General features: G+C 28.1%; 21 protein-coding genes. 6 read left to right on the plus strand and 15 right to left on the minus strand.

Annotated elements, in window-relative coordinates:
- The first annotated feature begins 108 nt into the window (after window positions 1-108).
- Complete coding sequence (locus ACYUEX_RS08365; protein WP_460287556.1) at window positions 109-1,974, plus strand: S8 family peptidase; 1,866 nt, start codon at window positions 109-111, stop codon at window positions 1,972-1,974.
- Window positions 1,967-3,685, plus strand: a complete 1,719-nt coding sequence (locus tag ACYUEX_RS08370; protein WP_460287558.1) for a S8 family peptidase — start codon at window positions 1,967-1,969, stop codon at window positions 3,683-3,685. The genes ACYUEX_RS08365 and ACYUEX_RS08370 overlap by 8 nt, the downstream gene beginning before the upstream one ends.
- A gap of 224 nt (window positions 3,686-3,909) precedes the next feature.
- Here the strand turns inward: ACYUEX_RS08370 and ACYUEX_RS08375 are convergent, their stop codons facing one another.
- From ACYUEX_RS08375 to ACYUEX_RS08415, 9 genes are all read right to left on the minus strand, one after another.
- Window positions 3,910-4,584, minus strand: a complete 675-nt coding sequence (locus ACYUEX_RS08375; protein ID WP_411168115.1) for a potassium channel family protein — start codon at window positions 4,582-4,584, stop codon at window positions 3,910-3,912.
- A gap of 13 nt (window positions 4,585-4,597) precedes the next feature.
- Window positions 4,598-5,890: a TrkH family potassium uptake protein gene (locus ACYUEX_RS08380; RefSeq protein WP_460287559.1), complete on the minus strand. Its 1,293-nt coding sequence runs from the start codon at window positions 5,888-5,890 to the stop codon at window positions 4,598-4,600.
- A gap of 609 nt (window positions 5,891-6,499) precedes the next feature.
- A complete protein-coding gene (locus tag ACYUEX_RS08385) occupies window positions 6,500-7,237 on the minus strand; it encodes a YebC/PmpR family DNA-binding transcriptional regulator (RefSeq protein WP_411168117.1) in 738 nt (245 codons plus the stop codon).
- Window positions 7,238-7,373: 136 nt separating this feature from the next.
- Window positions 7,374-8,021: a YigZ family protein gene (locus ACYUEX_RS08390; RefSeq protein ID WP_411168118.1), complete on the minus strand. Its 648-nt coding sequence runs from the start codon at window positions 8,019-8,021 to the stop codon at window positions 7,374-7,376.
- The gene (pdxR, locus tag ACYUEX_RS08395) at window positions 8,018-9,421 is read right to left on the minus strand and encodes a MocR-like pyridoxine biosynthesis transcription factor PdxR (protein ID WP_460287561.1); all 1,404 of its coding nucleotides are present in this window, start codon (window positions 9,419-9,421) and stop codon (window positions 8,018-8,020) included. Before pdxR ends, ACYUEX_RS08390 begins: the two co-directional genes overlap by 4 nt.
- 19 nt (window positions 9,422-9,440) lie before the next feature.
- A complete protein-coding gene (locus tag ACYUEX_RS08400) occupies window positions 9,441-10,340 on the minus strand; it encodes a nucleotidyltransferase domain-containing protein (RefSeq protein WP_460287563.1) in 900 nt (299 codons plus the stop codon).
- A 68-nt stretch (window positions 10,341-10,408) separates the two neighbouring features.
- Window positions 10,409-11,032 carry a hypothetical protein gene (locus ACYUEX_RS08405; RefSeq protein ID WP_460287565.1) on the minus strand — a complete coding sequence of 208 codons (624 nt, stop codon included), beginning with the start codon at window positions 11,030-11,032 and terminating at the stop codon, window positions 10,409-10,411.
- A 37-nt stretch (window positions 11,033-11,069) separates the two neighbouring features.
- Complete coding sequence (gene hflX, locus ACYUEX_RS08410; protein WP_460287567.1) at window positions 11,070-12,866, minus strand: GTPase HflX; 1,797 nt, start codon at window positions 12,864-12,866, stop codon at window positions 11,070-11,072.
- A gap of 177 nt (window positions 12,867-13,043) precedes the next feature.
- Entirely contained in the window at window positions 13,044-13,622 is a 579-nt protein-coding gene (locus tag ACYUEX_RS08415) for an LOG family protein (RefSeq protein WP_460287569.1), read from the minus strand.
- 207 nt (window positions 13,623-13,829) lie between these two features.
- Here ACYUEX_RS08415 and ACYUEX_RS08420 point away from each other — a divergent pair, with 207 nt between their 5' ends.
- Entirely contained in the window at window positions 13,830-14,717 is an 888-nt protein-coding gene (locus tag ACYUEX_RS08420) for a LysR family transcriptional regulator (protein ID WP_460287570.1), read from the plus strand.
- A gap of 182 nt (window positions 14,718-14,899) precedes the next feature.
- Here the strand turns inward: ACYUEX_RS08420 and ACYUEX_RS08425 are convergent, their stop codons facing one another.
- From ACYUEX_RS08425 to ACYUEX_RS08440, 4 genes are read right to left on the minus strand one after another with little or no spacing between them, the layout of a single operon-like run.
- Entirely contained in the window at window positions 14,900-16,084 is a 1,185-nt protein-coding gene (locus ACYUEX_RS08425) for a DHHW family protein (protein WP_460287572.1), read from the minus strand.
- A 20-nt stretch (window positions 16,085-16,104) separates the two neighbouring features.
- Window positions 16,105-17,511, minus strand: coding sequence for an MBOAT family O-acyltransferase (locus tag ACYUEX_RS08430; RefSeq protein WP_460287574.1), 1,407 nt, complete (start codon window positions 17,509-17,511; stop codon window positions 16,105-16,107).
- A gap of 26 nt (window positions 17,512-17,537) precedes the next feature.
- Window positions 17,538-18,017 carry a DUF4358 domain-containing protein gene (locus ACYUEX_RS08435; protein WP_460287576.1) on the minus strand — a complete coding sequence of 160 codons (480 nt, stop codon included), beginning with the start codon at window positions 18,015-18,017 and terminating at the stop codon, window positions 17,538-17,540.
- Between the two features lie 11 nt (window positions 18,018-18,028).
- Complete coding sequence (locus tag ACYUEX_RS08440; protein WP_460287577.1) at window positions 18,029-18,805, minus strand: GDSL-type esterase/lipase family protein; 777 nt, start codon at window positions 18,803-18,805, stop codon at window positions 18,029-18,031.
- Window positions 18,806-19,112: 307 nt separating this feature from the next.
- On the opposite strand from ACYUEX_RS08440, the gene hpt reads away from it, so the two are divergent.
- A complete protein-coding gene (gene hpt / locus ACYUEX_RS08445) occupies window positions 19,113-19,640 on the plus strand; it encodes a hypoxanthine phosphoribosyltransferase (RefSeq protein ID WP_411168130.1) in 528 nt (175 codons plus the stop codon).
- Window positions 19,641-19,784: 144 nt separating this feature from the next.
- Here hpt and yunB read toward each other — a convergent pair whose 3' ends face one another.
- Window positions 19,785-20,414, minus strand: a complete 630-nt coding sequence (yunB, locus tag ACYUEX_RS08450) for a sporulation protein YunB (protein WP_460287579.1) — start codon at window positions 20,412-20,414, stop codon at window positions 19,785-19,787.
- Between the two features lie 133 nt (window positions 20,415-20,547).
- Here yunB and ACYUEX_RS08455 point away from each other — a divergent pair, with 133 nt between their 5' ends.
- Together ACYUEX_RS08455 and ACYUEX_RS08460 are read left to right on the plus strand one after the other, a co-directional pair.
- Window positions 20,548-23,175, plus strand: a complete 2,628-nt coding sequence (locus tag ACYUEX_RS08455) for a transglycosylase domain-containing protein (RefSeq protein WP_460287581.1) — start codon at window positions 20,548-20,550, stop codon at window positions 23,173-23,175.
- Between the two features lie 241 nt (window positions 23,176-23,416).
- The gene (locus tag ACYUEX_RS08460) at window positions 23,417-24,814 is read left to right on the plus strand and encodes an alanine/glycine:cation symporter family protein (protein ID WP_460287583.1); all 1,398 of its coding nucleotides are present in this window, start codon (window positions 23,417-23,419) and stop codon (window positions 24,812-24,814) included.
- 67 nt (window positions 24,815-24,881) lie between these two features.
- Here the strand turns inward: ACYUEX_RS08460 and ACYUEX_RS08465 are convergent, their stop codons facing one another.
- Complete coding sequence (locus tag ACYUEX_RS08465; protein WP_460287585.1) at window positions 24,882-25,718, minus strand: hypothetical protein; 837 nt, start codon at window positions 25,716-25,718, stop codon at window positions 24,882-24,884.
- Window positions 25,719-25,830 lie beyond the last annotated feature (112 nt).

Consider the following 25,830-nt stretch of genomic DNA (forward strand, 5'->3'; position numbering starts at 1 on the left):
TACTATTTTTAATTTTTATTATTTAAAATGGTTAATAGATTATAATTATTAGATTTTTATAATATACATAGTATATAAATCTAATAATTATTTTTTAGGAGTCTATATATGAATAGTAGAAAACAATGTAGTTTATTTTATGATCCTAATGCTGCAAATTATTTAATCCAATATCGTGGGAATTTTAAAGAAGAAATAGATAAGGTATCTTACGCTTGTGGGGCTATCATTACAAATACAATCGGAGTAATTGCAGTTCGTGAAGATGATTTAAGTAGATTAAGAAAAGATGTACCATCTATAGTTTACGTTGATTTCCGTTCTGGGGCAGTTTTGCAGGATATTTCACCTTCCTATGCTGATAACATAAATAATATAAAGATAAATCCTTATTTAGACTTAACAGGTAAAGGTGTTGTAGTTGGAATTGTTGACACGGGAATAGACTATTTAAATCCTGAGTTTATTAGAGAAGATGGTACATCTAGAATACTTAGTATTTGGGATCAAAGTATAAACGAATATGAACATCCTGAATTTTCTAAGCCAAATAATGATTTATATATAGGTCAAAAATACTCTAACGAAGAAATTAATTCTGCAATACTGGCTTCTAAAAATAAACAAGACCCCTATGCCATTGTTCCTTCAAAAGATGAAGTTGGTCATGGAACAAAAGTTGCTGGAATAATTGGTGCTAGAGGCTATACCAGTGAAATTCAAGGAGTTGCACATGACTGTGATTTTGTTGTGGTAAAACTTTTTGAATCTACAAACTTTAAAAAAATAATCCGTGAAAATGGTTTAGTTCCTCCTCCTGTTTATAATATTTCCGAACTTGTATCTGCATTAGAGTTTTTAAAAAGTGAATTTTTTAGATTAAATAGACCTATGGTTATGTATCTTGGAGTTTCTTCTACAGAAGGTGCTCATGATGGTAGTAGCTTAACCTCTAGATATTTATCTCAATTTGGGAGTTTAAGAGGTATATGCTTAGTTGCTGGAGGAGGTAACGAAGGTGCTGCACAAGGTCATGTTTCTGGAAACATGAAACATGTAGGAGATGTTTCTGTTCAAGAACTAAATGTGCCAAAAGATTTAACGCGTCTTACTTTTAATATATGGATTCGAATTCCTAATAGTGCATCTATAAATATAGTATCGCCTAGTGGTGAATCTACTAAAATAATAAAACCAAAAACTAATAAAATTGAAACATATAGATTTGTATTTACAAATACAGAAGTTACCATTAGATACTTTACTCCAGAAAATTTTACTGGCCATGAAGTTATAAACGTATCATTTCGAAATATACGTTCAGGAATATGGAGAATAGAATTAATAGGATTTTATATTATAGATGGAAGCTACCATATATGGTTACCTGCACATAATACAATACCAGAAGGCTTAGTATTTTTAAATCCCAATCCATTTAGTACTGTTACCGTTCCAGCTACAGCTAAAGGTGTTGTTACTGTAGCATACTTAGGACCTAATAATTCTCTTGTTGCTTCTTCTAGTAAAGGATTTAATACTAATGGTTTAATAAATCCTGATGTAGCTACAATAGGAATTAATGTTTTAACTATAGATACTTCTGGAAAAGTTAGTACACTATCCGGTAGTTCTGCTGCTGCTTCTATAGTTGCTGGTGCTTGTGCTCTTCTCTTAGAATGGGGAGTTGTTAAAAAAAATGATCCAACTATGTATTCTACAAAAATTCGAAGTTATTTGCTCTATGGTGCTACTAGAAACGAAATTTATAAATTTCCAAATAGAGAAACAGGTTATGGTGAATTTAACTTACTTGGTACATTTAATATTATAGGAGGAATATATAGTAATGTAAGAAATTCTTTAAATAATTCAAATAGAAGTACTGACTTTAAAAATGAATTTATAGAGTTTAATATTAATAAATTACTTGTAAGAATTCCTAGAAATATGCTGGAGGTTTTAGATGAATAGAAATCCACCAATTAAAGAAAATATTTTTAAATATCCAACTTATTCTCATTATGTTGTTCAATATCAGGGTGATATTGAAAAGGAATTTTCAAATTATCCTACTTATTATGTAAACATTATTAATGATAGGTATGCTATAATTTCTTTGCCTGAAGAGGTTCAAGAGATATCAGAGCTTCCTTATTTTAGTACTATTGTAGCTATTAAACCTTATGATATGTATACACTCCAAGAAATATCTCCACTGGAAGCATCCCAAGCAAGCTTTTTACAACTAAATCTTCCTTTGAACTTAACTGGCAGAAACACCCTTGTGGCAATTATAGATACTGGAATAGACTATTTAAATGAAGAATTTATGGATTATGAAGGAAATACTAGAATCGAATATATTTGGGATCAAACTCTTGATTTTATTGATAGACCTAATCGTATTAAGGTTCCATTTGGAGTAACTTATTCTAAAGAAGATATACAAGAAGCAATAAATTTATCTAGATCAGGTGGAGATCCTTATAGCATAGTTCCTAGTAAAGATGAAATTGGTCATGGAACTGAAATGACTGGAATAATCGGATCTACTGGTAAAAACCCTCAATTAAAAGGAGTTGTACCTAATTGTAAATTCGTTGTAGTTAAACTCATTGAAGACTACGGATTTCAAAAGCAATTTAATGTAAAGATACCTACTTTTAATGTAACATCAGTTTTTTTTGCATTAAATTTTTTATATAAGTATGAATTAATGTCTAATTTTCCTATGGTCATATATTTCCCTCTTGGGACCAGCTTAGGAAATCATAAAGGTACTGATTTATTATCAAGATATATAGATAGCATTTGTATGATTAATGGCATAGTTGTTGTTACTGGAACTGGTAATGAACGTGCTTCTGGCGGCCATGCTTCTGGAGTGCTTTCTGCTAGTGAACCCACTAGAACAATAGAATTAGATGTATCTCCAGAACAAGAAAATATAATAGTTGAAATTTGGACTGAACCTCCTAATATAATATCCCTTGACATTATATCTCCTTCTGGAGAAAACACTGGTGTAATAAATCATTTAATAAATACAACTACAACTTATACCTTCCTATTTGAAAAAACAGAAGTAAAGGTTAATTACTATATTCCTGAAGAAAGCTCAGGTTTCCAATTAATAAGAGTTCGTTTTACTAAGCTACAACCTGGTATATGGATATTTAGAGTAGTTGGAGATCTTATTTTAGATGGAGTCTTTAATGCATGGATCCCTCAAGAAGGTATATCTGTTGGTGGTACTCATTTTATCCCTGCAGATCCTTATGGTACTATTACTAGCCCTGGGAATGCTACAATTCTAGTAACTGCTGCTGCATACAATCAAAATAATAATAATATATTAAATTATTCTGGTATGGCCTTTAATACTAATTATGCAGGTGTTATAGATGTTGCTGCTGGTGGAGTAAATGCCCTTACAGTTGCTCCTAACAATAAAACAGCTATTGTAAATGGTACTAGTGTAGCTGCTGCAATAGCTGCTGGAGCATGTTCAATGCTATTTGAATGGGGTGATGTTCAAGGTAATAACCCAAATATGTATGCACAAACTATAAAAGCTTATTTAGCTAGAGGAGTGACTCCAAGGCCTGGAGACATATATCCAAACCCACAGTGGGGATTTGGAATACTTAATATTTTCGTAATGTTCCAAAATATAACTTAATATACTATATATTATAATATATATGCTTTTTTCATAATTTAGAAATTAAATTTTATTGAAAAATACACAATATATTGATATCATAAAAATACGTTTTAGTATCTTCCAAGAGGAGTGAAAAAACAACACGCAATATAGTTGTGGAGAGTGATTTGGGCAAGTCACTCTTTTTTATTATATTTTTAAAATAATAAGGTCCATAAAAATAGACCTTATTATTTGGGTTATTTACTATTTAAATATTCTTCAAAATTTCTTATATTATTTTTCTTTCCTATAACTACAATTAAATCATTTTCTCTTAAGATATAATTTGGATCAACTTCTATTATAGTTTCTTCTCCTCTTTCTAAAGCTATAATATTCAAGTTAAAATCATTACGTATTTTAGATTTTAGTATTGTCTTTCCATCTATCTTAGAAGTTACTTTTAATTCCTCTATATGAATATCATTATTTAATTCAATAAACTCTAAAGCTTCCTCATTTAACAATCTATTTGCAATTCTTATAGCCATATCATTTTCTGGATATACAACTTCAGCACCTATTTTCCTTAAAACACAACCTTGTTCATAAGTTGTTGCTTTAGAAATAACTCTATTTACACCCATATTAATAACATTTAACGTAGTTAATATACTTACATCTATCTTTTCACCTATACATACAAATACAGTTTCGCAATTTTGAATACCAGTCTCTTCTAAAGTTTCTTTATCTAGATTATTAACTACAAATGCATTTTCTGTAAGTGATCTAATTTGTTTTATCTTATTTTCATCACTATCTAAAACTATGACTTCCTTTCCAGCTTCTATTAATGTTCTTGCAAGTGCAAATCCAAATCTTCCTATACCAATTATCCCAAACTCTACTACAAACCTATGATTAAACATATATTTCTCTCTCCTATCCTATTATAACTGCTTCTTCTGAAAAATAAGCATTTGATGCTTCCCTAAAAGACCAAATAGTTGCTATTGTCATTGGTCCTAATCTTCCTATAAACATAATTAATGAAATAATAATCTTACTTAAATCAGTAAGATCAGGAGTTATTCCTGTTGATAATCCTACAGTGCCAAAAGCACTGGTTACTTCAAATAATAATTGCATAAAAGTATAATTAGGCTCTAATATACTTAATATAAATGTTCCCATACATACAACAAACATAGCTAGCAAAGTAATATTAAAAGCTTTAAACACTATATTAGTAGGAATTTTTCTTTTAAATGCAGTGCAATGTTTATTGGTAGATGTACTATAAATACTTCTACATAACGTAAAAAAAGTAGTTGTCTTTATTCCTCCTCCAGTTGATCCTGGGGATGCTCCTATAAACATTAAAACAACTAATACAAATAATGCTGCATTTGTAAAGTTTCCTAATGAATAAGTGCTAAATCCAGCTGTTCTAGCAGATGTACTAAAGAAGAATGCTCCAAGCCATGATATATCTTCTGTAAGTTTTAAAAGTATAGTTCCCCCTAATAATAATATTCCTGTCATAGTAAGAACTACTTTTGTATGTAAACTAAACTTCTTAAAAGACTTCTTTAGAATTATCTCTTTAATTACTAAAAATCCTAATCCACCAAATATAATTAATCCGCAAGTAGTTAAATTTAACAGTACATTATTTTGATAAGGTATTAAGTTTCTTAACCCTCCTAGTATATCAAACCCTGAATTATTAAAAGCCGCGATTGAGTGAAATACACTAATACCTAAGGCATCCATTGGTGAATAATCCTTTGAAAATACTATATAACTTAATATTGCTCCAATAGTTTCAAATATTAACGTCATCATTAAAACTGACTTGACTAATTTTACAAGTCCTTTCATTGAATCTAAATTCATAGCTTCCTTTATAAGAGTTCTTTCTTTTATACTAACCTTTTTCCCCATTAGTAAAATAAATCCAACACCAACAGATGTAACCCCAAGACCTCCTATTTGTATTAATAAAGCTACAACAGTTCGTCCAAACACAGTAAATGTATCAGCTGTATCCACAGCTATTAACCCAGTTACACAAACTGCACTAGTTGATGTAAATAAAGAATCTACAAAAGAAACTTCAACTCCATCATTTATTGATATTGGAAGTTTTAATAATATAGCTCCTAGTAAAATTACAGTTAAAAATCCCAATACAATAATTCTTCCTGGTTTAATTTTTTTCATTAATTTCATTAAAGTCAACTCCCTCTTGGATACAATATATCCCTTAATTACAATTAGTAACCAAGATTTTTTATGATTAATTATATATAAATCAATATATACTGTCAATTCAGTTATTTATATACATATTCTATTAAAAAGTCATCTATAATCAAATATCACGCTCTAGTTAGCTTATATTTATAAAATACTTCAAATATATGCATATATTAATTAATAAGTGTTCTGGTAAATAATGTTTTATAATAAAAAAGTCGCCAAGGCAAGCTTGCCAAGCCGTCGACTTTTTTCGCGCATGTGCATTTAAATGACACTCCAAATTTTATATTTGGTTAGTTGAAGTTAAACTACTTAGTGCCAGAAGCTTGCCTGAGGTAAAATCTTGCACGCGCACTTTATTCTATTTTCTACTCTATAGTACTAACTTTAATAACTTATATTATATAAATAATTTATCTACAAATTTTAAAAATATAATTTCCTATAGAGTAAAAAAATACCTTCTTACCAATATTTAAATTGATAAGAAAGTATTCATATATCATAAAACTTTACTTAAAAATACGTACATCATACTTTAGTAAACTACATGTACTTACCTAAAGCCTTAATATTCTTCTATTCTTCCCATCCTTCAGGGAATTCAGCATTATGATAAACATCTGTAACATCATCGTCGTCATCAAGAAGGTTTAACATCTTTTGGAACTTCTTAGCATCATCTTCATTTATAGCAGTATATGTATCTGGTATCATTTTAACTTCTGCTTCTAAGAATTCTAATCCTTCTGCTTCTAATGCTTCCATCACTGTACTAAAATCTTCTGGTGTAGTAGTAACGATAAACACTTCCTCTTCTGCTGCGAAATCTTCTGCACCAGCATCTAAAGCTAACATCATTACCTCATCTTCATCTTTATCTTCTCTTTCAATAACAATTTCACCTTTTTCTTGGAACATAAAGCTAACACATCCTGTTGCTCCCATGTTACCACCGCCTTTTGTAAAGGCACTTCTTACATTTCCTGCTGATCTATTTTTATTATCTGTTAAAGTTTCAACTATTACAGCTACTCCTGATGGACCATAACCTTCATAAACTATTTTTTCATAATTTACTGATGCAAGTTCTCCTGAAGCTTTTTTTATAGATCTTGTTATTGTATCATTAGGCATGTTTGCTGCCTTTGCTTTTGCAATTACATCTCTTAATTTTGGGTTAGTGTCGGGCACAGGACCACCATTTTTAACTGCAATAACTATTTCTTTACCTAACTTTGTAAAGACCTTTCCTCTTTTAGCATCTGCTTTTCCTTTTTTGTTTTGTATATTATGCCACTTTGAATGTCCTGACATTTTTATTCCTCCCAACATCTATCGAAAAATTTTTGTAAACATATTGGAATTATAACACAATTATATTATCATGACAAATATTCATTGTTAATAAAACTAGTCTTCAAATAGAGAACTGGCTCTTCTATAAAAGAATCTAAATTATTTTATATAATCTATTTTCTTCCTTAAAATAAATTCCTTCATCTCTTTTATTTACTGATATCTTACCATTAGTTAACTCAATCATTTCATTTTCTATATTTTTAGATGATTCTACTTCAGCTAATATATGAACTACAACTTTATCTGTATATTCAGTATCCTCTATATACCAATTATTTTCATTACATATATATTGAACCTTTCCTAACATATCGTAGTCCATATTAAACAATAATCTTATTCCTTGTACTTTTTCTACTACTCCACCTGCTTTAAGCGCAATAGAAGCACCTTTTGTATATGCTCTTGTAAGTCCACCTGCCCCTAATAAAATGCCACCGTAATATCTTGTTACTACAATTGCACAGTCTGTTACATTACTTTTTTTCATTACTTCTAATATTGGTATTCCAGCTGTTCCTTGTGGCTCTCCATCATCACTATATCTCTGAACCACCATATTTTCTCCTATAACATATGCCCAACAATTATGAGTAGCCTGCTTGTGTTTATTCTTAATTTCTGCTATAAAAGCTTTTGCTTCTTCTTCACTTTCACATCTCTTTGCATAACCTATAAACTCTGACTTTTTTTCTATAAATTCATCTTCTCCAAAATCTCTTATAGTAATGTAACTCATTTAAGCTCCTCCTTTATTATTTTTATCCCTTTTACTATTTTTTCTTTGCTTACTTGTGAGAAACTAATTCTAAAAAAATAATCTCCCCTATTTGAATCTTTGAAAAATATTACTCCTGGTGTAATATAAACATTCTTTTTCTTTAGCTTATAAAAAAGCTCCTTTGATGTTAAATTTTTATCTTTCAACTTTATATAAAAATAAAGTCCCCCTTTAGGATCCATATATGTTACTTTATCTAATAATTCATTTTCAATTATATTTTTCATAATTTCATATTTTGACTTATATTCTTTACATTGATAAGCTATGTGCTCTTTCCAATACCCTTCTCTTATATATAGCTCTAATGCTCTTTGCATAAGACTAGATGTTGCAATATCTGTATTAATCTTAGATGTTTGCATACTTTCTGTAAATGAATCTGGTATAACCATGTATCCAAGCCTTATCCCAGGTAAAAATATTTTTGAGAAGCTCTTTATATAAACTACTCTTTCATATTTATCTAATTTTTTCAAAGGTTCATGAATTATATTATTATCATATATAAGTTCTGATAAGTAATCATCTTCTATAATATAAAAGTCATATTTTTTAGCTAATTCTAGTAATCTTAACTTTTTTTCAAGACTATAGCTTATACCTGTAGGATTATGAAAATAACTCATTGTATAAAAACAACTAATTTTATTTTTCTTTAATATCTCTTCAAATGCTACTAAGTCTATTCCATCTTCTTTTATTTCTACTTCAAATATATTAGCTCTTCTCCATTTAAATACAGAAATAGCTCCGCCATAAGTTGGTCTTTCTACTATAACATTATCATTTATATTAACTATTGCTTTAGAGGCTATATCTATTCCTTGTTGTGCACCAGAAACAATTAATATATTATTTAAATCTAACTCACTATTCCAAAATGACTTATTTATAGTTCTTCTGAGCTTTTCATAGCCAAGTGGTTCTTTCATTATTAAGGCATTAGCTCCGTCTCTATCTAATACTTCATTTATTACATTTTTAAACTCTTTTATAGGAAAATAAACTTCTGTATTTGTTTCTCCAGAAAAGTCTATAATATTTTCTAAATCATTAGGTAATAAGCTTTTAAATATCCTAGAATATTCTCTACTAAACATTGATATTATTTCTTTTCTTTTAGCATATGTCCCCGAACCAACCTTTTGATATGCATATCCATCTCCTTTTAACTTTTTATATGCATTTACTATGGTTACATTGTTCACCCGTAAATTATTAGCCAAGTCTCTTATAGTAGGTAATTTTTCTCCATCATTTATATCTTTGTTATCTATTAACTTTTTTATATAATTAGCTATTTGTATATATTTAGGAATATCCTCTTCAAACGATATATTAAAAATGTCTTTCATATTTCCCCCAAAGCTTTATTTAATCTTTATAGCTATAAACATTTTCCATTGCTAGTAAACTCCCATAAGAATCTCTAAACTCTCTTTTACTCTTAATTACCATACTATTTTTACATAGTACTTTTAAAATATCTTCTGCTTTAACATCAAAATTCACAAAATACTTATCATTCTTAATCTCATAAGCACTTAAAGGATGATCTTTCTCTCTTAAAAATTCTAGTATTTCTTTTGAAGCTTTTTCTATATTGTAATCTAGATACGTTTCTATATAGGTTAGTACACTTTTTATATTCTCATCATTCATTTCCATATAAAATAAATTTCTAACTTTTTCATTTAACTCATCATTTAAGTTACATGCCATATTTAATGAATCTTTGCTAACAGAATATCCGTTAATACTTAAGTAAAGCTTTGAAAAATTGTCTAAAGCTCTTATAAGAAGTTCATATGACGTATAGCTTCCTCCTGTACTTAAATACTTCTTACATACTCCTATTTCCTTTAAAAGATTGCCTAAATAAACTAAATTCCATCTTCCTTTATCCGAATCTATAGTATATAAAACTTTTTGGTATAATTCAGATATCTCATAATCTATTGAATATATAAGTTTTGATGATAATAATGAATTTCTTACTACACCTCTTTTTCCTGATTCATAATAGTCTTTTTTAAAAGCTTCTTTACTTATAAATTTTATATGTATGGGTATTCCCATACTTTCTGAATATACATCTCTAACCTCTTGAAAATCATCCTTGTATATTGCAAATAAATCTATATCTGATTCTTCCCATAGGTCACCAGTAACCATGCTACCAAATACAAATATAGCCAAAATATTTTTATTTTTTATAAGAATTTCTGTAATTTCTTTATAAGCATTTTGGTAATCTATTATTGCTTTTACCACACCTTATCCCCCTATTTTCATATTATTGTATTATTACAATCAATTATATAAAAAAACTGTAATAAAGTCTAATCTTTATCACAGTCTTCATCTTTATCACAGTCTTCATCTTTTTCATTATTAGTATAGTATTTATCATATTCATCTAAATCATCAAAACATGATTTATAGTTACTAGGCAATCCCCCACATCTCTCTATATCATCTTCAACTACTCTTCTATATATAGCATTTCTTTTCTTTAAAGTATCTAACATGCAATAAGTTTCCTTTATTATTTCATAAGTTAAGTCTACTGATAATTTCATCTGTCTTTTTTTTGCATAAGCGTTAGACTGTAAATTTTGAGCTGCTATAGATATACCTTGTGCTGATAAGGATAAAAAATATACTTCATCTAATAAAGGTCTAACTTTTCTATCATAAAAAAACCTTTCTTCTTCTCCACCTATGAGTAGTGATGCTACATTTGTTTGAATATTATTTACTGCAGCTGATAATGCTGTTATCCTTGCTACTCTCTCATCTAAAGGATTAATTTGTTCATCATTTGGTGTTTGTGGAGTGGCATTTACATTGTTCGGTGTATTATTTGCATTATTTTCCGCATTTGCTACTTCGCTAGTCTGAATAACTACATCTTTCTCATTATTTGAAGAATCTATAGAAATTTCATCTAATATGCCCTTCACTTAATCATCTCCATAACTTGCTTGTTACAGTATATTCTTAATAAAGTACCTTTATTATAAAAGCATTTGATTTATTGTAAACTTCATCATCTACCTCAACTATCATAAAGGTTCCATTATCCTTATAATCTTCTTCTAAAACTCTTCCATTTCTATGAAGATATGAATTTATATCACTTCTATCGTAAGGAATTAGATATTCACATTTTTTCATTTTATATGGTAAATTTTCTTCTATTAAATCTAAAAGATTATCTAACCCTATCCCTTCTTTAGCAGATATTTCTATTATTTTATAGTTAGATAAAGACTCTTTAACCTGCTCTATTTGTTCTTCTGAAGCCTTATCTATTTTATTTAAAACAATAATAGTTTCTTTTTCTTTTGCTCCAAGCTCTTCTAGTACTTCTTCTACAGCTTTTATTTGTTCAATTGCATAATCTGAAGCTGTATCTACAACATGACATAATAAATCAGAATAAATGACTTCTTCTAAAGTTGATTTAAAAGCCTCAACTAAATCATGCGGAAGTTTTCTTACAAAACCTACTGTATCTGTTATAGTAACTATGCCCTTGTTTTTTAATACGATAGATCTTGTAGTTATGTCTAATGTTGCAAACAACATATCTGCTTCAAAAACTTTTTCTTTCCCTTGAATTTCTTTTTGAGCTGCTACATCACAAAGCTTATTTCTAAGAGTTGATTTTCCCGCATTTGTATATCCAACTAAAGAAACCTTTGGAATACTTTCTTTATTTCTTTTTTCCCTTTGAACTTCTCTTATCTTCTTTATTTTTTTAAGCTCATCATTTAAATCATATATTGTTTCTTTTATATGTCTTCTATCTGTTTCTAATTTCTTTTCTCCTGGTCCTCTTGTACCTATTCCACCACCTGTTCTTGATAAAACAGTTCCAAGACCTTGTAATCTACCTAATCTGTACTTTAGTTGTGCAAGCTCAACTTGAATTTTAGACTCTTTGCTTCTTGCCCTTCTTGCAAATATTTCTAGTATCAAAGTTGTTCTATCTATTACTTTTGCTCCTATTGCAGATTCTAGATTTCTAACTTGAGACCCTGAAAGCTCATCATCAAAAATTATAAGATTTGCACGCTTACTTTGCCTTAAGCTTGCTATTTCTAAAACTTTTCCTTTACCTATATAAAAAGCTGGATCAATTTTACTCCTACTTTGATACATCATATCTAATACAGGTATATCACAGGCTTTTGTAAGTTCTCTAAGTTCCTCTAAGCTTTCCTTAGTGTCTGATCCCACTAAGATAGCTTTTTCACCTTCATCCTCTGCTATTTCTTTTTCTTTTATAATACTTTCTATATGTTGGATTTTATCTAATATATGAATTGAAAGTACTTGGTCTACTGAAAGATTTAATTTTTCTTCATAATCTAATAAATCATTAGTTATTGTAATCATTCCTAATGAACAGTCTATTATATTGCTCTCATGGACTCCTATTGCCATTATTGCATCTAGCTTTAACTTTAAAAGAGCTGATAAATCAAGGGCTGATAAATTTGAAAAACCATTAGGATGAGTATGTATAATTCTAACTCCAGATAATCTTTTTTCTCTTATATCTATCATAGCAACTTCTACTGAAGTTGAATCACCAATAGCAATGGAAACAACCTTTCCTCTTCTATCTACTGCAACGCTAATTTCTCTTTCTAAAATAGATGTCAATCTTGATATTATCTCTATTATTTCCCTGCTACAAACTTCATCTTTTAAAACCTTTACTTTATAAAGTCTTTCAAGTTCATCTAAATAAGACTTTTTAATACCATCTATATTTCCAAATATCATTAAATACCACCTCATCTTATACTATTAACAACTTTCATATAATTTTATACCATTAGTAGTTTCTTGTAAACCTAATTAAATAATATTAAAATTGAAGGCAAAGCATATATTAACTACTCTACAAAAAACCTTAAATATAAGATATAGCTCTTAGTAATTATTACTAAGAGCTATATCTTATATTATTTGATTCCATTTCTTTTCCATAATAGGTGGAACATAGTTTTCCATTTTTTCTATTAATATTGATGGATCTTTAGATATTGATAGAAGCTTCATATTTGACTCCTTCATAAAGCCTTCTTGACAGGCACTTTCAAGTGCTTTTAAAATATTATCAAAGAAATTTGATATATTTAATATTCCAATAGGTTTCTTATGAATCCCAATTTGAGCCCAGCTAAGCACTTCAAATAACTCCTCAAAAGTTCCTAAGCCTCCTGGAAGAGCTATAAACCCATCAGAAAGTTCAAACATAGTATGTTTTCTTTCATGCATATCATTAACTTCAATAAGCTTTGTTAATCCATTATGAACTATTTCACCTGAAAAAAGTCCTTTAGGCATAACTCCTATTACCTTTCCATTATTTTTTAAAACCTCATTTGCTACTTCTCCCATAAGTCCTATTTGAGAGCCACCATAAACTAACTCAATATTATTTTTGGCCAATTCTTTACCAAGTAATTTAGCTACTTCTTTATATTCTGGTTGTGCTCCTAAATTAGATCCTGAATATACACATAATCTTTTCATTAATATTACCTCCATTTATCTTTTTGTTATATTTCTATAAAACAGTTCATAAAGCTGCTATTTAATAATTCTAACTTTATTAGTTAGCTTGAATTATATAAACATATTAGCAGGCATTTATTGACTGCACTTCTTGAAGTAATTATAATTAATGAAATAACATAAGTAAAATTAATATCTAATATAGGAGGTATATTAAAATTTTATATGTATATTAATCTTGAGCTTTATAGAACATTTTATATAACTGCAAAATTAGGAAGTATATCTAAAGCAGCTAAAGAACTTTTTACTTCACAGCCAGCTGTTAGTCATTCAATAAAATTATTAGAAGAAAAACTAGATGGACAGTTATTCTATAGAACTCCAAAGGGTGTTTCACTTACTTTAGAAGGTAAAATATTATTTGAATATATAGAACAAGGCTATGGAATTATTCGAAATGGTGAGAGAAAATTTCATGAACTTAAAAACCTTAATTTTGGAGAAGTAAGAATAGCTGCTTGTGATGCAGTATGCAAACACTTTCTTCTTAAATATTTAGAAAAATATAATAAGTTATTCCCAAATATAAAAATTAAAGTTACCAATGAATCTTCCTATAGAATTCTTGAATTATTAGAATGTGGGAAAATAGACTTAGGCATATTAAATATGAATGTTAATAAAAAAGACTCTCTTAATATTATTAAAACAATAGATTTACAAGATTGTTTTGTGGTAAATGAAAAGTACAAATATCTTTCAGAAAAAACTATATCTTTATCAGAAATAGTTAATAACATTCCTATTCTTTTGTTAGAAAAGGGAGGCAACTCTAGGGATTTTTTAGATAAATATTTTAACTCTAATGGACTATCTGTGTCTGCTGAAATAGAATTAGGTACAGTAGAACTTCTAGTTGAATTTGCACAAGTAGGCCTAGGTGCTGCTTGTGTAGTTAAAAATTATATTGAAAAAGAATTAAAAGAAAAGAAACTATATGAAATTAAACTTCAAGAACCCATCCCCAAAAGAGTTATAGGCTTCGCAACTAAAAAGGGCGTTTCTATGTCTACAGCTACAGAAAAATTTGTTGAACTTCTTGAAATTTAAAATAAGGCTGTGTTAGATGAAAATGTTGATATGAGAGTCACTTAGTCACTAATTCACTACGTTAAGATTTTCTATTATATAAACCAAAGTGCCTAATAGAGCCTAAAATATAAATTAAAAGCTTAAAAACATCTAATATATTAGATATTTTTAAGCTTTTATAAGAAATATTTTATATTTCTCTATTCATTTATATTAAATATAGAATCATCACTATTAAATGTATTTACATTATACATAAATAATATATCTGTAATATTTTTTGTATTAATAAAATCTTGTAAAGAATCTGTATAATATCTAAGATCTATAACGTCAATTTCACCATAATTTTCTGTTAAAAATGGAATCATACTATTTGCATATGAATCCTTTACTATAAGTAATTTTTTATCTAAATTATTTGCTGTTTTAATATTAATTAATGGATGATTTCCTGCTGTAAAAACTTGATATTTATCTTTTTTATTTAAACTTTCGCTGTCAAATAGGCTTGGCACTTTTTTTTGTTCAGAAACATAATTAACAACTATATTATCTTCTTTTGGAACATAAACTTTTACTTTATCAGCATTACTTCCATATACTCCAACTTTTGAAGATAAACTACCATAAAAAGCTTCTGACACAACTAACTCATCAAAGTCACTTTTTTCTTTTGATTCTATTCCATTTGCTTCACAAAAGCTCTTATATCCAATATAAGCTCCATCAGAAGTCCAATGATGATCTGTCTTATAATATATATATTCGTTACTATTCTCATTAAGATTTTTATATGGATTTATAAATTTTATAGAACTATCTAGTCCCTCTTCTACTTTATTAATATAATCTAATTCATTATCTATTGGAGCATATTTAGGAAGATTATCTTTTAATACACTAGTAGCTGTTGGTATAAGCATAAATTCTATATTAGTATTTGGATTCATTTCTTTAAAGTCATTCATTACTTGAATCTTATCATTTATTTTTTCATCTGATTCAATTTTAAAGTCTTCAAATAGTTGTCCATCTTTACCTATATATACATCGTTAATCTTGTTATTTCCTCCTAGCTGTTGTATTTTTGTTTTTAATGATATAAACTCTTTTCTTCCAAAAAATTGATCAGAAATATAGCTATCGAAATCACTAGTATAACTTCCTAAAAAGAACTCTTTTAATGAGAAAGATGGTTTTGCATTTAAATTTCTATTTTCCACTTCTGAATAAATGTCATCTTTTTTTAAATAGTTTATTAGGATACATATAGTAAGGAATCCTACAAACATTATTGATATAATTATACGATAAGTCTTATCAAACTTTTTAACTCTTTTTTCTGCAATTAAAGACCCATCAATTTTTCTTTTGTCTCTCACACACTCACCAGCTTTCTCGTTTAAAACCTAAAGTATAAAAATGGATTATAGCTTTCACCTATCAAATATGCAGTACTTATTATCAAAATTATCAACTCTATAAACACAAATAAAAATATGTCTCTTTCTCTTAATCGTTTTTTAATATCTTTAATGGTTTTATTAATCATATCAGTAGATAGTATTATTGCTATAATAAGTATTATTAAGTTTGTTGAAATTAGATATAATGAGAAATTATTACATAACTTATTGCCATTTAACCCCAAAATTACTTTTATATATTCAATTGCATCATTTAAGCTACTTAAATCAAAAAATATCCATCCTATAGCCACTAAAGTCATTGTATAAATATGAGCAATAATATTTGGAACATTTTTTAAAATTGACTTTAAAAATATTTTTTCTGAATATATTATTAATCCAAAATATAATCCCCAAATTATAAAGTTCCAGCTTGCTCCATGCCATAATCCTGTTGTGAACCAAACAATCATTAAATTTCTAAATTGAATTACATTCCCTCTTCTATTTCCCCCTAAGGGAATATATATGTATTCCTTAAACCAAGATCCAAGAGAAATATGCCACCTTCTCCAAAATTCTGTTATACTCTTTGACATATATGGATAATTAAAATTCTCTAAAAATTCAAATCCAAGCATCTTCCCTAACCCTATTGCCATATCAGAGTATCCACTAAAATCATAATATATCTGTAAAGTAAATGAAATTATCCCTATCCATCCAGTAAGAACAGTAAGAGAATCTATAGGTATAATTTTTACTTGTTGCCATATAGCGCCTAGATTGTTTGCTATTAAAACTTTTTTTCCGAGTCCAAGTATAAACCTCTCTACACCTTGTCCAAATTTATCAATAGATAATTCCTTTTTTTTAAGCTGACTTTCAATATCACTGTATTTAACTATTGGTCCTGCTACTAACTGTGGAAACATTGAAATATATGCGCCAAAGTCTATTATATTTTTTTGAGCTTTAACCTTATCCATATAAACATCTACAATATAAGATATTAGCTGAAAAGTATAAAATGATATTCCTAAAGGCAATGGAAGTTCTCTTATTTCTAAATTTGATCCAAAAACCCAATTAATATTAGATATTAAAAAACCATAATACTTGAAGAACAAAAGTACACTTATATCAATTAATACTACTGTAAAAAATATAAATTTTCTTTTACTCTTATCTTTAGCATTATTTTTTATTAACAAACCTGCTAAATAATTTATTAATATTGAAAATATCATTAAAACTATATAAATTGGCTCTCCCCATACATAGAAAACTATGCTTGAAATAAATAATACTAAATTTTTAAACCTATTAGGCACCAAATAATATATAATTAATACACTTGGTAAAAACATAAATATAAATATTAAGCTACTAAATACCAAAATTTATCACTCCAATTACGTAAAAATCACTTAAAGTTACTGTCTATAGCCTCTTTTATCTGAGATGAATCTTTAGAAATTATAAATATTATGTTATTACCTTCCACTTCTAATATTGCATTTTCTATTAAATTATACTCTTCAGGCCTATAATTTTTAAAACTTTCACCTTGCTTTTTTATTCTTTCCTCAATACCACTTTTAATTGTAGGTATATCTTTTTCATCTTTTACCTTTAAAACCAAGATTTCATTTGCATTCATATTGCTTTTAGGCACAAATGACACAAAATCATCAACTTGGTTTTTATTTATATAATATAATTTTCTTAATGATTTAATATCGCCTTCCTCCATAGTTTCATTATTTTTAAAACTTTCTAAGGAATTTCTAACTCCATTCATATCCAAATCCCTAACTCTTAACATTGGATAAGCTGAAATAAAAATTACAATTACTACTACTAGTTCAATAATATAATAATTAAAATATCTGTCTTTCTTCATAATTTCATCTATTAACCTGCCTCAATAATATCTTTTAAGTATGTAAGCCATATATTATAAAAATCATATTTAAAATGAATTCCATCTTGTTCATGTAACATATCTTTTCCATCTATAAAGCTAGAAATATCTACATACTTAACTTTTGTTTCTTCACATGCCATTTTTGTCATTTCTCTAAAACTATTTATATTTTCATTAGTTAATCTACTATTTATGTTTTGTGCCTTTGCCATAACAGATGTAGGTGACGTCACATATATATTAGATCGTGGTAGCCTTTTCTTTAATTCGTTAATTAAATCCACATATTTTTCTTTAAAATATTCTGGAGTTCGTGTTTCACTTGAATCATCAAACTCAATAACATCATTCATTCCATATAACAAAACAATATTTTTAGGATTCATTTGTTTAACTTTATCTACCTGGTTCATGGCCTTTACTACAGTATCACCCTTTTCTGATACAACATTATATTCATCTATAACTCCCAATTCCGCTAACCCTTCAGTAATGGAATCTCCTAAAAACACAGTATTTCCATAGAAGTTAAAAAAATTAACTTCTTCATCTTTTTCAGGATTTAGTTGCTTTTCAAAATTTACCCTTTCCTTTTCTAAAGTATCTTCTATTTTACTTAAATCTCTATTTTCTATTTCTGTTAGAACTTTTTTTGCTTCTTCTATATTATTGTCTTTTTTTATCATAAAAGCTCCAGAAAAAATACCTCCTATTGTTGAAAATGTTACTGCTGTACTTACAATAAATAATATTAGTCTTTTCATACTTAATCCCACCAATTATGCCTTAATTATTACTCAATATTAATTATAGTTTTTATATTCTAAAAAAAGTTACAAAATTATTACACTAAGAATACATAATTATTAATTTTTAGTCATAATTCTAACAATTATTCTCAAATATTTTCAAATAAAAAAGTGGACATATGTAAAAATTCTTATACTATAGTATTTAAAAAATAAGTTGCAAGAATTATAAAAAATATGTAATATTAATAATAACGTTAAAATTTATTGTAAATACGGCTTTAAGCTTTTAAAAATATTCATTTTTAGGAGGATTATACTAATGGATGACAAGAAAAGAAACATACTTTTTACAGAAGATCAAATTAAAACTAGAATAACAGAACTTGGAAAAGTAATTGCTGAGGAATATAAAGATAAAAACCTTTATGTACTTCCACTTCTAAGAGGAAGCTTTGTATTTGGGGCAGATATATTTAGAGCTATTGATTGCAAAGCCAATGTTGGTTTTATGACTACTTCAAGCTACGGACATGGAGAAGAAAGTACTGGTGAAGTTAAGGTTGTAAATGATATCCCAGATAATATAGAAGGATGGGATGTATTAATAGTTGACGACATAATAGATACTGGATATACAATGGAATTTGTTATAAATTATGTAAAGAAACGTGGAGCTAAATCAGTAAAAACTTGTGTATTATTAGATAAACCTTCTAGAAGAAAAGTTGATTTAAAGCCAGATTACTGTTGCTTTGAAATAGAAGATTTATTTGTAGTTGGATACGGTCTTGACTATGAAAGTTTCTATAGAAATGTACCTTACGTATTTAATTGGGAAGAAAAATAATTATAAACCCACAAATACATAACGGATACTTTAGAAATTAATTAAGATTTAATAATTTAATAATTGCAAAAAATATTTAAAATTAAAAACTCCCATAAGGGAGTTTTTTCTTAATTTTCCACTATTCATTATGCTTTTTTAGATTTACGGTCTATTTAATTCAATTGCTGTATTAGGAATCTTTCCTACAATTATAGTTTCTGATATTGGTATTTGACATGCTATTTCTACATCTTTACTGTTTAGAGGTATAACTACTTTCATCCTCATATTTACATTTAAATATATTTTATGCCTTGTTTGGTTTATTCCTGCACTTTCAAATACTGATTCATAGCTACTAGTTATATTTCCTATTTGATTCATTTTTATATTTATTTTTGGGCCTAAATTATGAATTACTAAATTTTCACTCATGTATCCTAATGGAACATCTAGCCCTACTTCTTGTAATTCTTCTATTTTATCATTTGACGCTAAAACTAATTTAGATGATAAGTAATTTAATTTTACTGTGTCTGCTCTTAACATAGTTATATTACCATCATTATCTTTTTCAATAATTATCATATCAGAATAATCAAATTCATTAGAATAAATATCTAAAGCTGTTTCATGAATTATATCTGTAGCTTCTCTTTTCAACTTCTCTTCTGCTATCTTCATAACTGCTGGTAAAATACTTTTATTAAAAAAATACAATATAGAATTAAATAAGATGCAAAAGGCAATAATAACCATTATAAGTTTAGGATGTTTAATTTGAAATCGCATTTTGGGTTTTTTTGTATAATACTTCATAAGCACCTTCTAGAGTTATTATTTTATTCTTTATATAAATATGCTATAATATTCTATATTATTTATTTTATAATATTAAATAATTTTAATTTTAAGGGAGGAAGAAATGGCTAATAAAGACACTTCTAGAACAGAAAAAAGCCAAGCCAATACTAATAACAATAAGAACAATGGCAAAAGCTCTAAAAAGAAAAAAAATCAACCTAGATATAAAAAAATAATAAAGAGAACTTTTCTTACAATATTAATTGCAGGACTTCTATGCTTTGTAGTTGGTCTTGGTTATGTGTTTGCAATAATTAAAAGTACACCACCTCTTGATGTAAATGCAGTTTTAAACTTAAATGAACCTTCTATGCTATATGATAGTGAAGGTAAATATATTGATAACCTTCCAACAAAAGAAGAAAGATATAAAATAAAATTGGATGAAATGTCAAAATATTTAAAAGATGCTTATGTTTCAATTGAAGATGAGCGTTTCTATACACATAAAGGTGTAGATGTAAAAAGAACTTTAGGTTCAACTTATAGATCCGCAATGTTTTATCTTACTGGAAAAGGGAGTGTACAAGGTGGATCTACACTTACTCAGCAATTAATAAAAAATACTCTTTTAACAAATGACGTTAAAGTTGAAAGAAAAATAAGAGAAATGTATCTTTCTTTAAAATTAGAAAGTAAACTTTCAAAAGATCAAATTTTAGAGGCTTATTTAAATACAATTCCTTTAAGTGGAACAATTTATGGAGTTGAAGCCGCTGCAAATTATTTCTTTGATAAAGATGCTAAGGATTTAAATTTACCTGAATCGGCATTTATTGCAGGATTAACTCAAGCACCTAGTGCTTATAGCCCATATAATCCCGCTAATAAAGAAGATCCTACACTTTACTTAGATAGAACTAAAACTGTTCTTATGAAAATGAGAGATTTAGGATATATAACTCAAGCAGAATATGATGAAGCTTATGCATTCACAAATGAAAATAAATTTGCTTTTTCTCAAACAGTTGTTGATTATAAAATAAACTATGAATGGTTTGTTTATCCTGCTTTAGATCAAGTAAAAAATGACTTAAAAGAAGTTTATAAGTATACTGATGAAGAAGTAGATAAATTATTTGCTACTGGTGGTCTTAAAATTTATACTACTATGGATAGAAAAATGCAAGACTCTACTCAAGCTGTTCTTGATAATAGAGACAATCTTCAAATAGATATATATGCTAATCCAGAAACTCTTGATGAAAATGGTACTCCAGCATTACAAGCTTCTGCTGTAATAACGGATTATAGAACTGGTCAAGTTAAAGCTCTTGTTGGTGGTAGAGGTCAACAGCCAGCTAGATCTACAAATAGAGCTTATGACGCTTTAAGATCTATAGGATCAACTACAAAACCTATAACTGTTTATGGTCCTGCAATAGATACTAAAACTATAACTGCTGCAACTGCTATAGACGATGCACTGCTTCCAGCTTCTATTCAAAGTAAGTATCCTGGCTGGAACCCTGCAAACTGGAACCATGTTTCTGATGGTTTAATTACATCAAGAGAAGCTATTGCTTTATCTAAGAATATACCTACTATAATAGTTGAAGATAAGCTTGGAGTTGAAAATGGTTTATCTTACGGTGAAAAATTAGGTTTGGTTTATGGTGAAAAATCTAAAGTTTTAGCTACTTTAGCTCTAGGTGAATTTAATGGGGCAGATGAAAATGGAAACCCTGACGGTGGTAATACTTTTAAGCTTGCATCTGCTTTTGGAAGCTTTGGTAATAATGGATTGTACACAAATCCAATTTTATATACTAAAGTAGTTGATGCAAATGGAAAAGTTATATTAGAGCCTAAGCTTAAGCAAGACCAAGTATTTTCTCCTCAAACTGCTTATATTATGAGAGATTTACTTAAAGGTCCTTTAACTTTTGATGGTGCTCAAGCTAAAATACCTAATATGCCTGTTATAGGTAAGACTGGAACAACAGATAGGGTTACTGACTTCTTATTTGCAGGTTTAACTCCATACTACTCAGCTTCTGTATGGATTGGATACGATAATCATGATCCAATGGGAGGAAGAAGTTATAGCTCTTCTGCTGCTGCTTTATGGGGAGCAATTATGGCTCCAGTTCACCAAGGATTAGAGTATAAAGAATTCGATGAAAATCCTGGTGGTGTTACAAGTGTAGCTGTATGTAGGGATTCTGGAAAAAGACCTACAGATTTATGTGCTAGAGATCCAAGAGGCTCAAGAGTACGTAACGAATTATTTATAGCTGGAACTGAGCCTACAGGAGTTTGTGATGTTCATGTAACTGCTAAAGTTAATAAAAATAATAATAAATTAGCAACAGAAAATACTCCTAAAGGTTTAATTGAAGAAAGAGTATTTATAAGAAAAGATAACCCATATTCAGGTGCAGCTGATTATAAATATATTGTTCCAACAGAAAAAGATGATAGTAAATCTGCTCCAAATCCTCCAAAGGATGAAGAGTTTAAACTATCTGACTTAGGAATTGCTGTAGGTGGAAATGCAGATGATGCAATAAGTTTATTAAAATCTAAAGGAGTAAATGTTAAGATTTCTAATAACAATGCAAAAACTAGAATAATTAAGAGTTTATCATCTGATAAAGCTAAAAAAGGCGATACAATTGTTATAGAATTAAAGGAATCTCAAGAGGCTGGTGGATCTGAACCAGCTCCTAATCCTAATGAAGATTAATTATTTTAAAGAGAACCACATTGGTTCTCTTTTTTATTATAAAATTTTAACTACAACTACTATTATGAATAAGTTGTCAGTTATTAATTCATTATATACTATTTAAAATAAAAATTCTCATACTTTTCCCCATTTTATGAAATAGCAAAACTTTTTTCTTGCAATTTAATTATAAATAATATATATTATATTCTAAGATAAAATTTAACTTGTAACAAAAGAAAAGGGGGATTTTCATTATATGGAATTTTTTAATAATATAATTTTAAACTTTAATGATTTTTTATGGACTTATATTTTAATTGCTATGCTTATTATAATTGGTCTTTATTTTACTTTTAAAACAAAATTTGTTCAATTTAGAAATCTTAAAGAAATGTTTAGATTACTAGGAGATGGTGCTACTGGTGAGAAAGACCATCATTCTGTATCGTCATTTGAAGCCTTTTGTATAAGCACAGCCTCTAGAGTTGGTACTGGTAATTTAGCTGGTATAGCAACTGCTATTGCTATTGGAGGTCCTGGTGCAATATTTTGGATGTGGCTTATAGCACTTATTGGAGCCGCTTCAAGCTTTATAGAATCTACTTTAGCACAAATTTATAAAGTGAAAGATGGTAATACCTTTAGAGGCGGCCCTGCCTACTATATGGCTCGAGGACTTAAAAAGAAATGGATGGGTGTTACTTTTGCGATTCTTATAACTATCGCCTTTGGATTAGTATTTAACTCAGTTCAAGCAAATACTATAACCCTTTCCTTAAATACTTCTTTTGGATTTAATAGGGCCATTGTTGGTGCTCTTATAACATTGCTTACTATAGTAATAATTTTTGGAGGAGTAAATAGAATTGCAAAAGTTTCAAGTGTTTTAGTTCCTATTATGGCTATTGCCTATATAGTTGTAGCATTGTTTATAGTTATTAAAAATATTGGACATCTTCCTGCAGTATTAGAAATGATTTTTGAGAATGCTTTTGGTGTACATCAAGTTGTTGGTGGTGGAATCGGGGCTGCATTAATGCAAGGTATAAAAAGAGGACTATTTTCTAATGAAGCTGGTATGGGATCTGCTCCTAATGCTGCTGCTACTGCTACTGTGTCACATCCTGTTAAACAAGGATTTATTCAAACACTTGGAGTTTTTACAGATACACTTATAATTTGTAGTTGTACTGCCTTTATAATACTACTATCTGATGCTCCTCTTGATGGAAGTGTTAAGGGTATAGAGCTTACACAAATGGCTCTAACTTCTCAAGTAGGTTCTTGGGGTGGAATATTTATTTCAATATGTATTTTATTATTTGCATTTAGTTCTATAGTTGGAAATTACTATTATGGAGAAGCAAATATTCAATTTATTACTAACAAAAAAATTTATTTACAAGTTTATAGAATAGCTGTTGGAGCAATGGTATTCTTTGGCTCTCTTGTTAGCATGGATATAGTTTGGAACCTAGCTGATGTATTTATGGGATTCATGGCTATAATAAATCTAGTAGCAATTGTATTATTAAGTAAGATTGCATTTAGAGCATTAGATGATTATAAAAAACAAAAAAAATCTGGTATAAAGGATCCAGTATTTACAGCTTCATCAATTCCTGAGCTTGGATATGAAGTAACAGAATGGTAATAAAAATATTTTAAATATAAGAAAAAAGGGACATTTGAGTTAAATTTAATTCAAATATCCCTTTTTATTAACTTTTTGCCACTGCTTCCAAATTAGAATTTATTATCTCTCCTGAATCTGCTTCCAAAAATATAGTAACCTTTTCTTCTTTGTTATCTGAATTAATGACTTTTACATTGTACACATATGCTAGTGCCATCTTATCATCTTTTATTGAAATATAATAAAGCGTAGGATCACCTAAAATTTCAGCTTTTAAATTAAGATTAACAAAATATTTCTTTATACTATTACTTGCATCTTCTTCATTAATATTAATTTTATCTATATGCTTTATGTGATCTAGTGGATAATTTGAATACCCTTCTAATTTACCAGTTCTTTTATCGATCATTGCATTTATTTCTTGTTTATAATAAGGATATCCATCTCTATATTTATAGAATACTACATTGTGACAAGGACTTTCCTCGCCTTCTCGTACCCTTACTTCTTTAAATCTAAAATCATCATCTGTAATTTCACTAACATATCTAGTGGCTAAACTAACAGCCTCATTTTCAGCTATAATGTTTTTATTATTTTCTATACTTGTATTTTTATTTGAAAATCCTAATACATTATAATTTTTATCTATATCAACACCATACTTTCCTACTATTACAGAATACTGTATTTGAGAGTTTTTATTGGCCAATTTATTTAAATGCCCCTCTTCAACTATACTTTTAGAATTATTATATTCCTCTACCATATTGTTTTCACATAATTTTTCTATAAATTTTTTAGCTACTACAACTTCTTTTGATTCTTTATTTAATATATTTTTTACTATTAATACTATAGATAATAATAAAATTGCAATTACTATACTAAAAACTATACTTCCTTTTTTAACTTTCATTGTATCCTCCTTAACTTTATATAATATTATTTATAACTAGATACTTATTAATACAATGATTCTAATAAAATCTTAATTCTTACTCATATATATATTACATTATTTAAGCTAT

It is taken from the genome of Clostridium sp. CTA-7, assembly GCF_054768095.1.

Excerpts from the sequence above, each read along its gene's own strand:
- ACYUEX_RS08455 (WP_460287581.1), top strand. The coding sequence starts at position 20,548 with ATGGCTAATAAAGACACTTCTAGAACAGAAAAAAGCCAAGCCAATACT.
- ACYUEX_RS08375 (WP_411168115.1), bottom strand. The coding sequence starts at position 4,584 with ATGTTTAATCATAGGTTTGTAGTAGAGTTTGGGATAATTGGTATAGGA.
- ACYUEX_RS08370 (WP_460287558.1), top strand. The coding sequence starts at position 1,967 with ATGAATAGAAATCCACCAATTAAAGAAAATATTTTTAAATATCCAACT.
- yunB (WP_460287579.1), bottom strand. The coding sequence starts at position 20,414 with ATGCGATTTCAAATTAAACATCCTAAACTTATAATGGTTATTATTGCC.
- ACYUEX_RS08460 (WP_460287583.1), top strand. The coding sequence starts at position 23,417 with ATGGAATTTTTTAATAATATAATTTTAAACTTTAATGATTTTTTATGG.
- ACYUEX_RS08435 (WP_460287576.1), bottom strand. The coding sequence starts at position 18,017 with ATGAAGAAAGACAGATATTTTAATTATTATATTATTGAACTAGTAGTA.
- ACYUEX_RS08380 (WP_460287559.1), bottom strand. The coding sequence starts at position 5,890 with ATGAAATTAATGAAAAAAATTAAACCAGGAAGAATTATTGTATTGGGA.
- ACYUEX_RS08385 (WP_411168117.1), bottom strand. The coding sequence starts at position 7,237 with ATGTCAGGACATTCAAAGTGGCATAATATACAAAACAAAAAAGGAAAA.
- ACYUEX_RS08420 (WP_460287570.1), top strand. The coding sequence starts at position 13,830 with ATGTATATTAATCTTGAGCTTTATAGAACATTTTATATAACTGCAAAA.
- ACYUEX_RS08440 (WP_460287577.1), bottom strand. The coding sequence starts at position 18,805 with ATGAAAAGACTAATATTATTTATTGTAAGTACAGCAGTAACATTTTCA.
- hflX (WP_460287567.1), bottom strand. The coding sequence starts at position 12,866 with ATGATATTTGGAAATATAGATGGTATTAAAAAGTCTTATTTAGATGAA.
- ACYUEX_RS08390 (WP_411168118.1), bottom strand. The coding sequence starts at position 8,021 with ATGAGTTACATTACTATAAGAGATTTTGGAGAAGATGAATTTATAGAA.
- ACYUEX_RS08415 (WP_460287569.1), bottom strand. The coding sequence starts at position 13,622 with ATGAAAAGATTATGTGTATATTCAGGATCTAATTTAGGAGCACAACCA.
- ACYUEX_RS08365 (WP_460287556.1), top strand. The coding sequence starts at position 109 with ATGAATAGTAGAAAACAATGTAGTTTATTTTATGATCCTAATGCTGCA.
- pdxR (WP_460287561.1), bottom strand. The coding sequence starts at position 9,421 with ATGAAAGACATTTTTAATATATCGTTTGAAGAGGATATTCCTAAATAT.
- hpt (WP_411168130.1), top strand. The coding sequence starts at position 19,113 with ATGGATGACAAGAAAAGAAACATACTTTTTACAGAAGATCAAATTAAA.
- ACYUEX_RS08465 (WP_460287585.1), bottom strand. The coding sequence starts at position 25,718 with ATGAAAGTTAAAAAAGGAAGTATAGTTTTTAGTATAGTAATTGCAATT.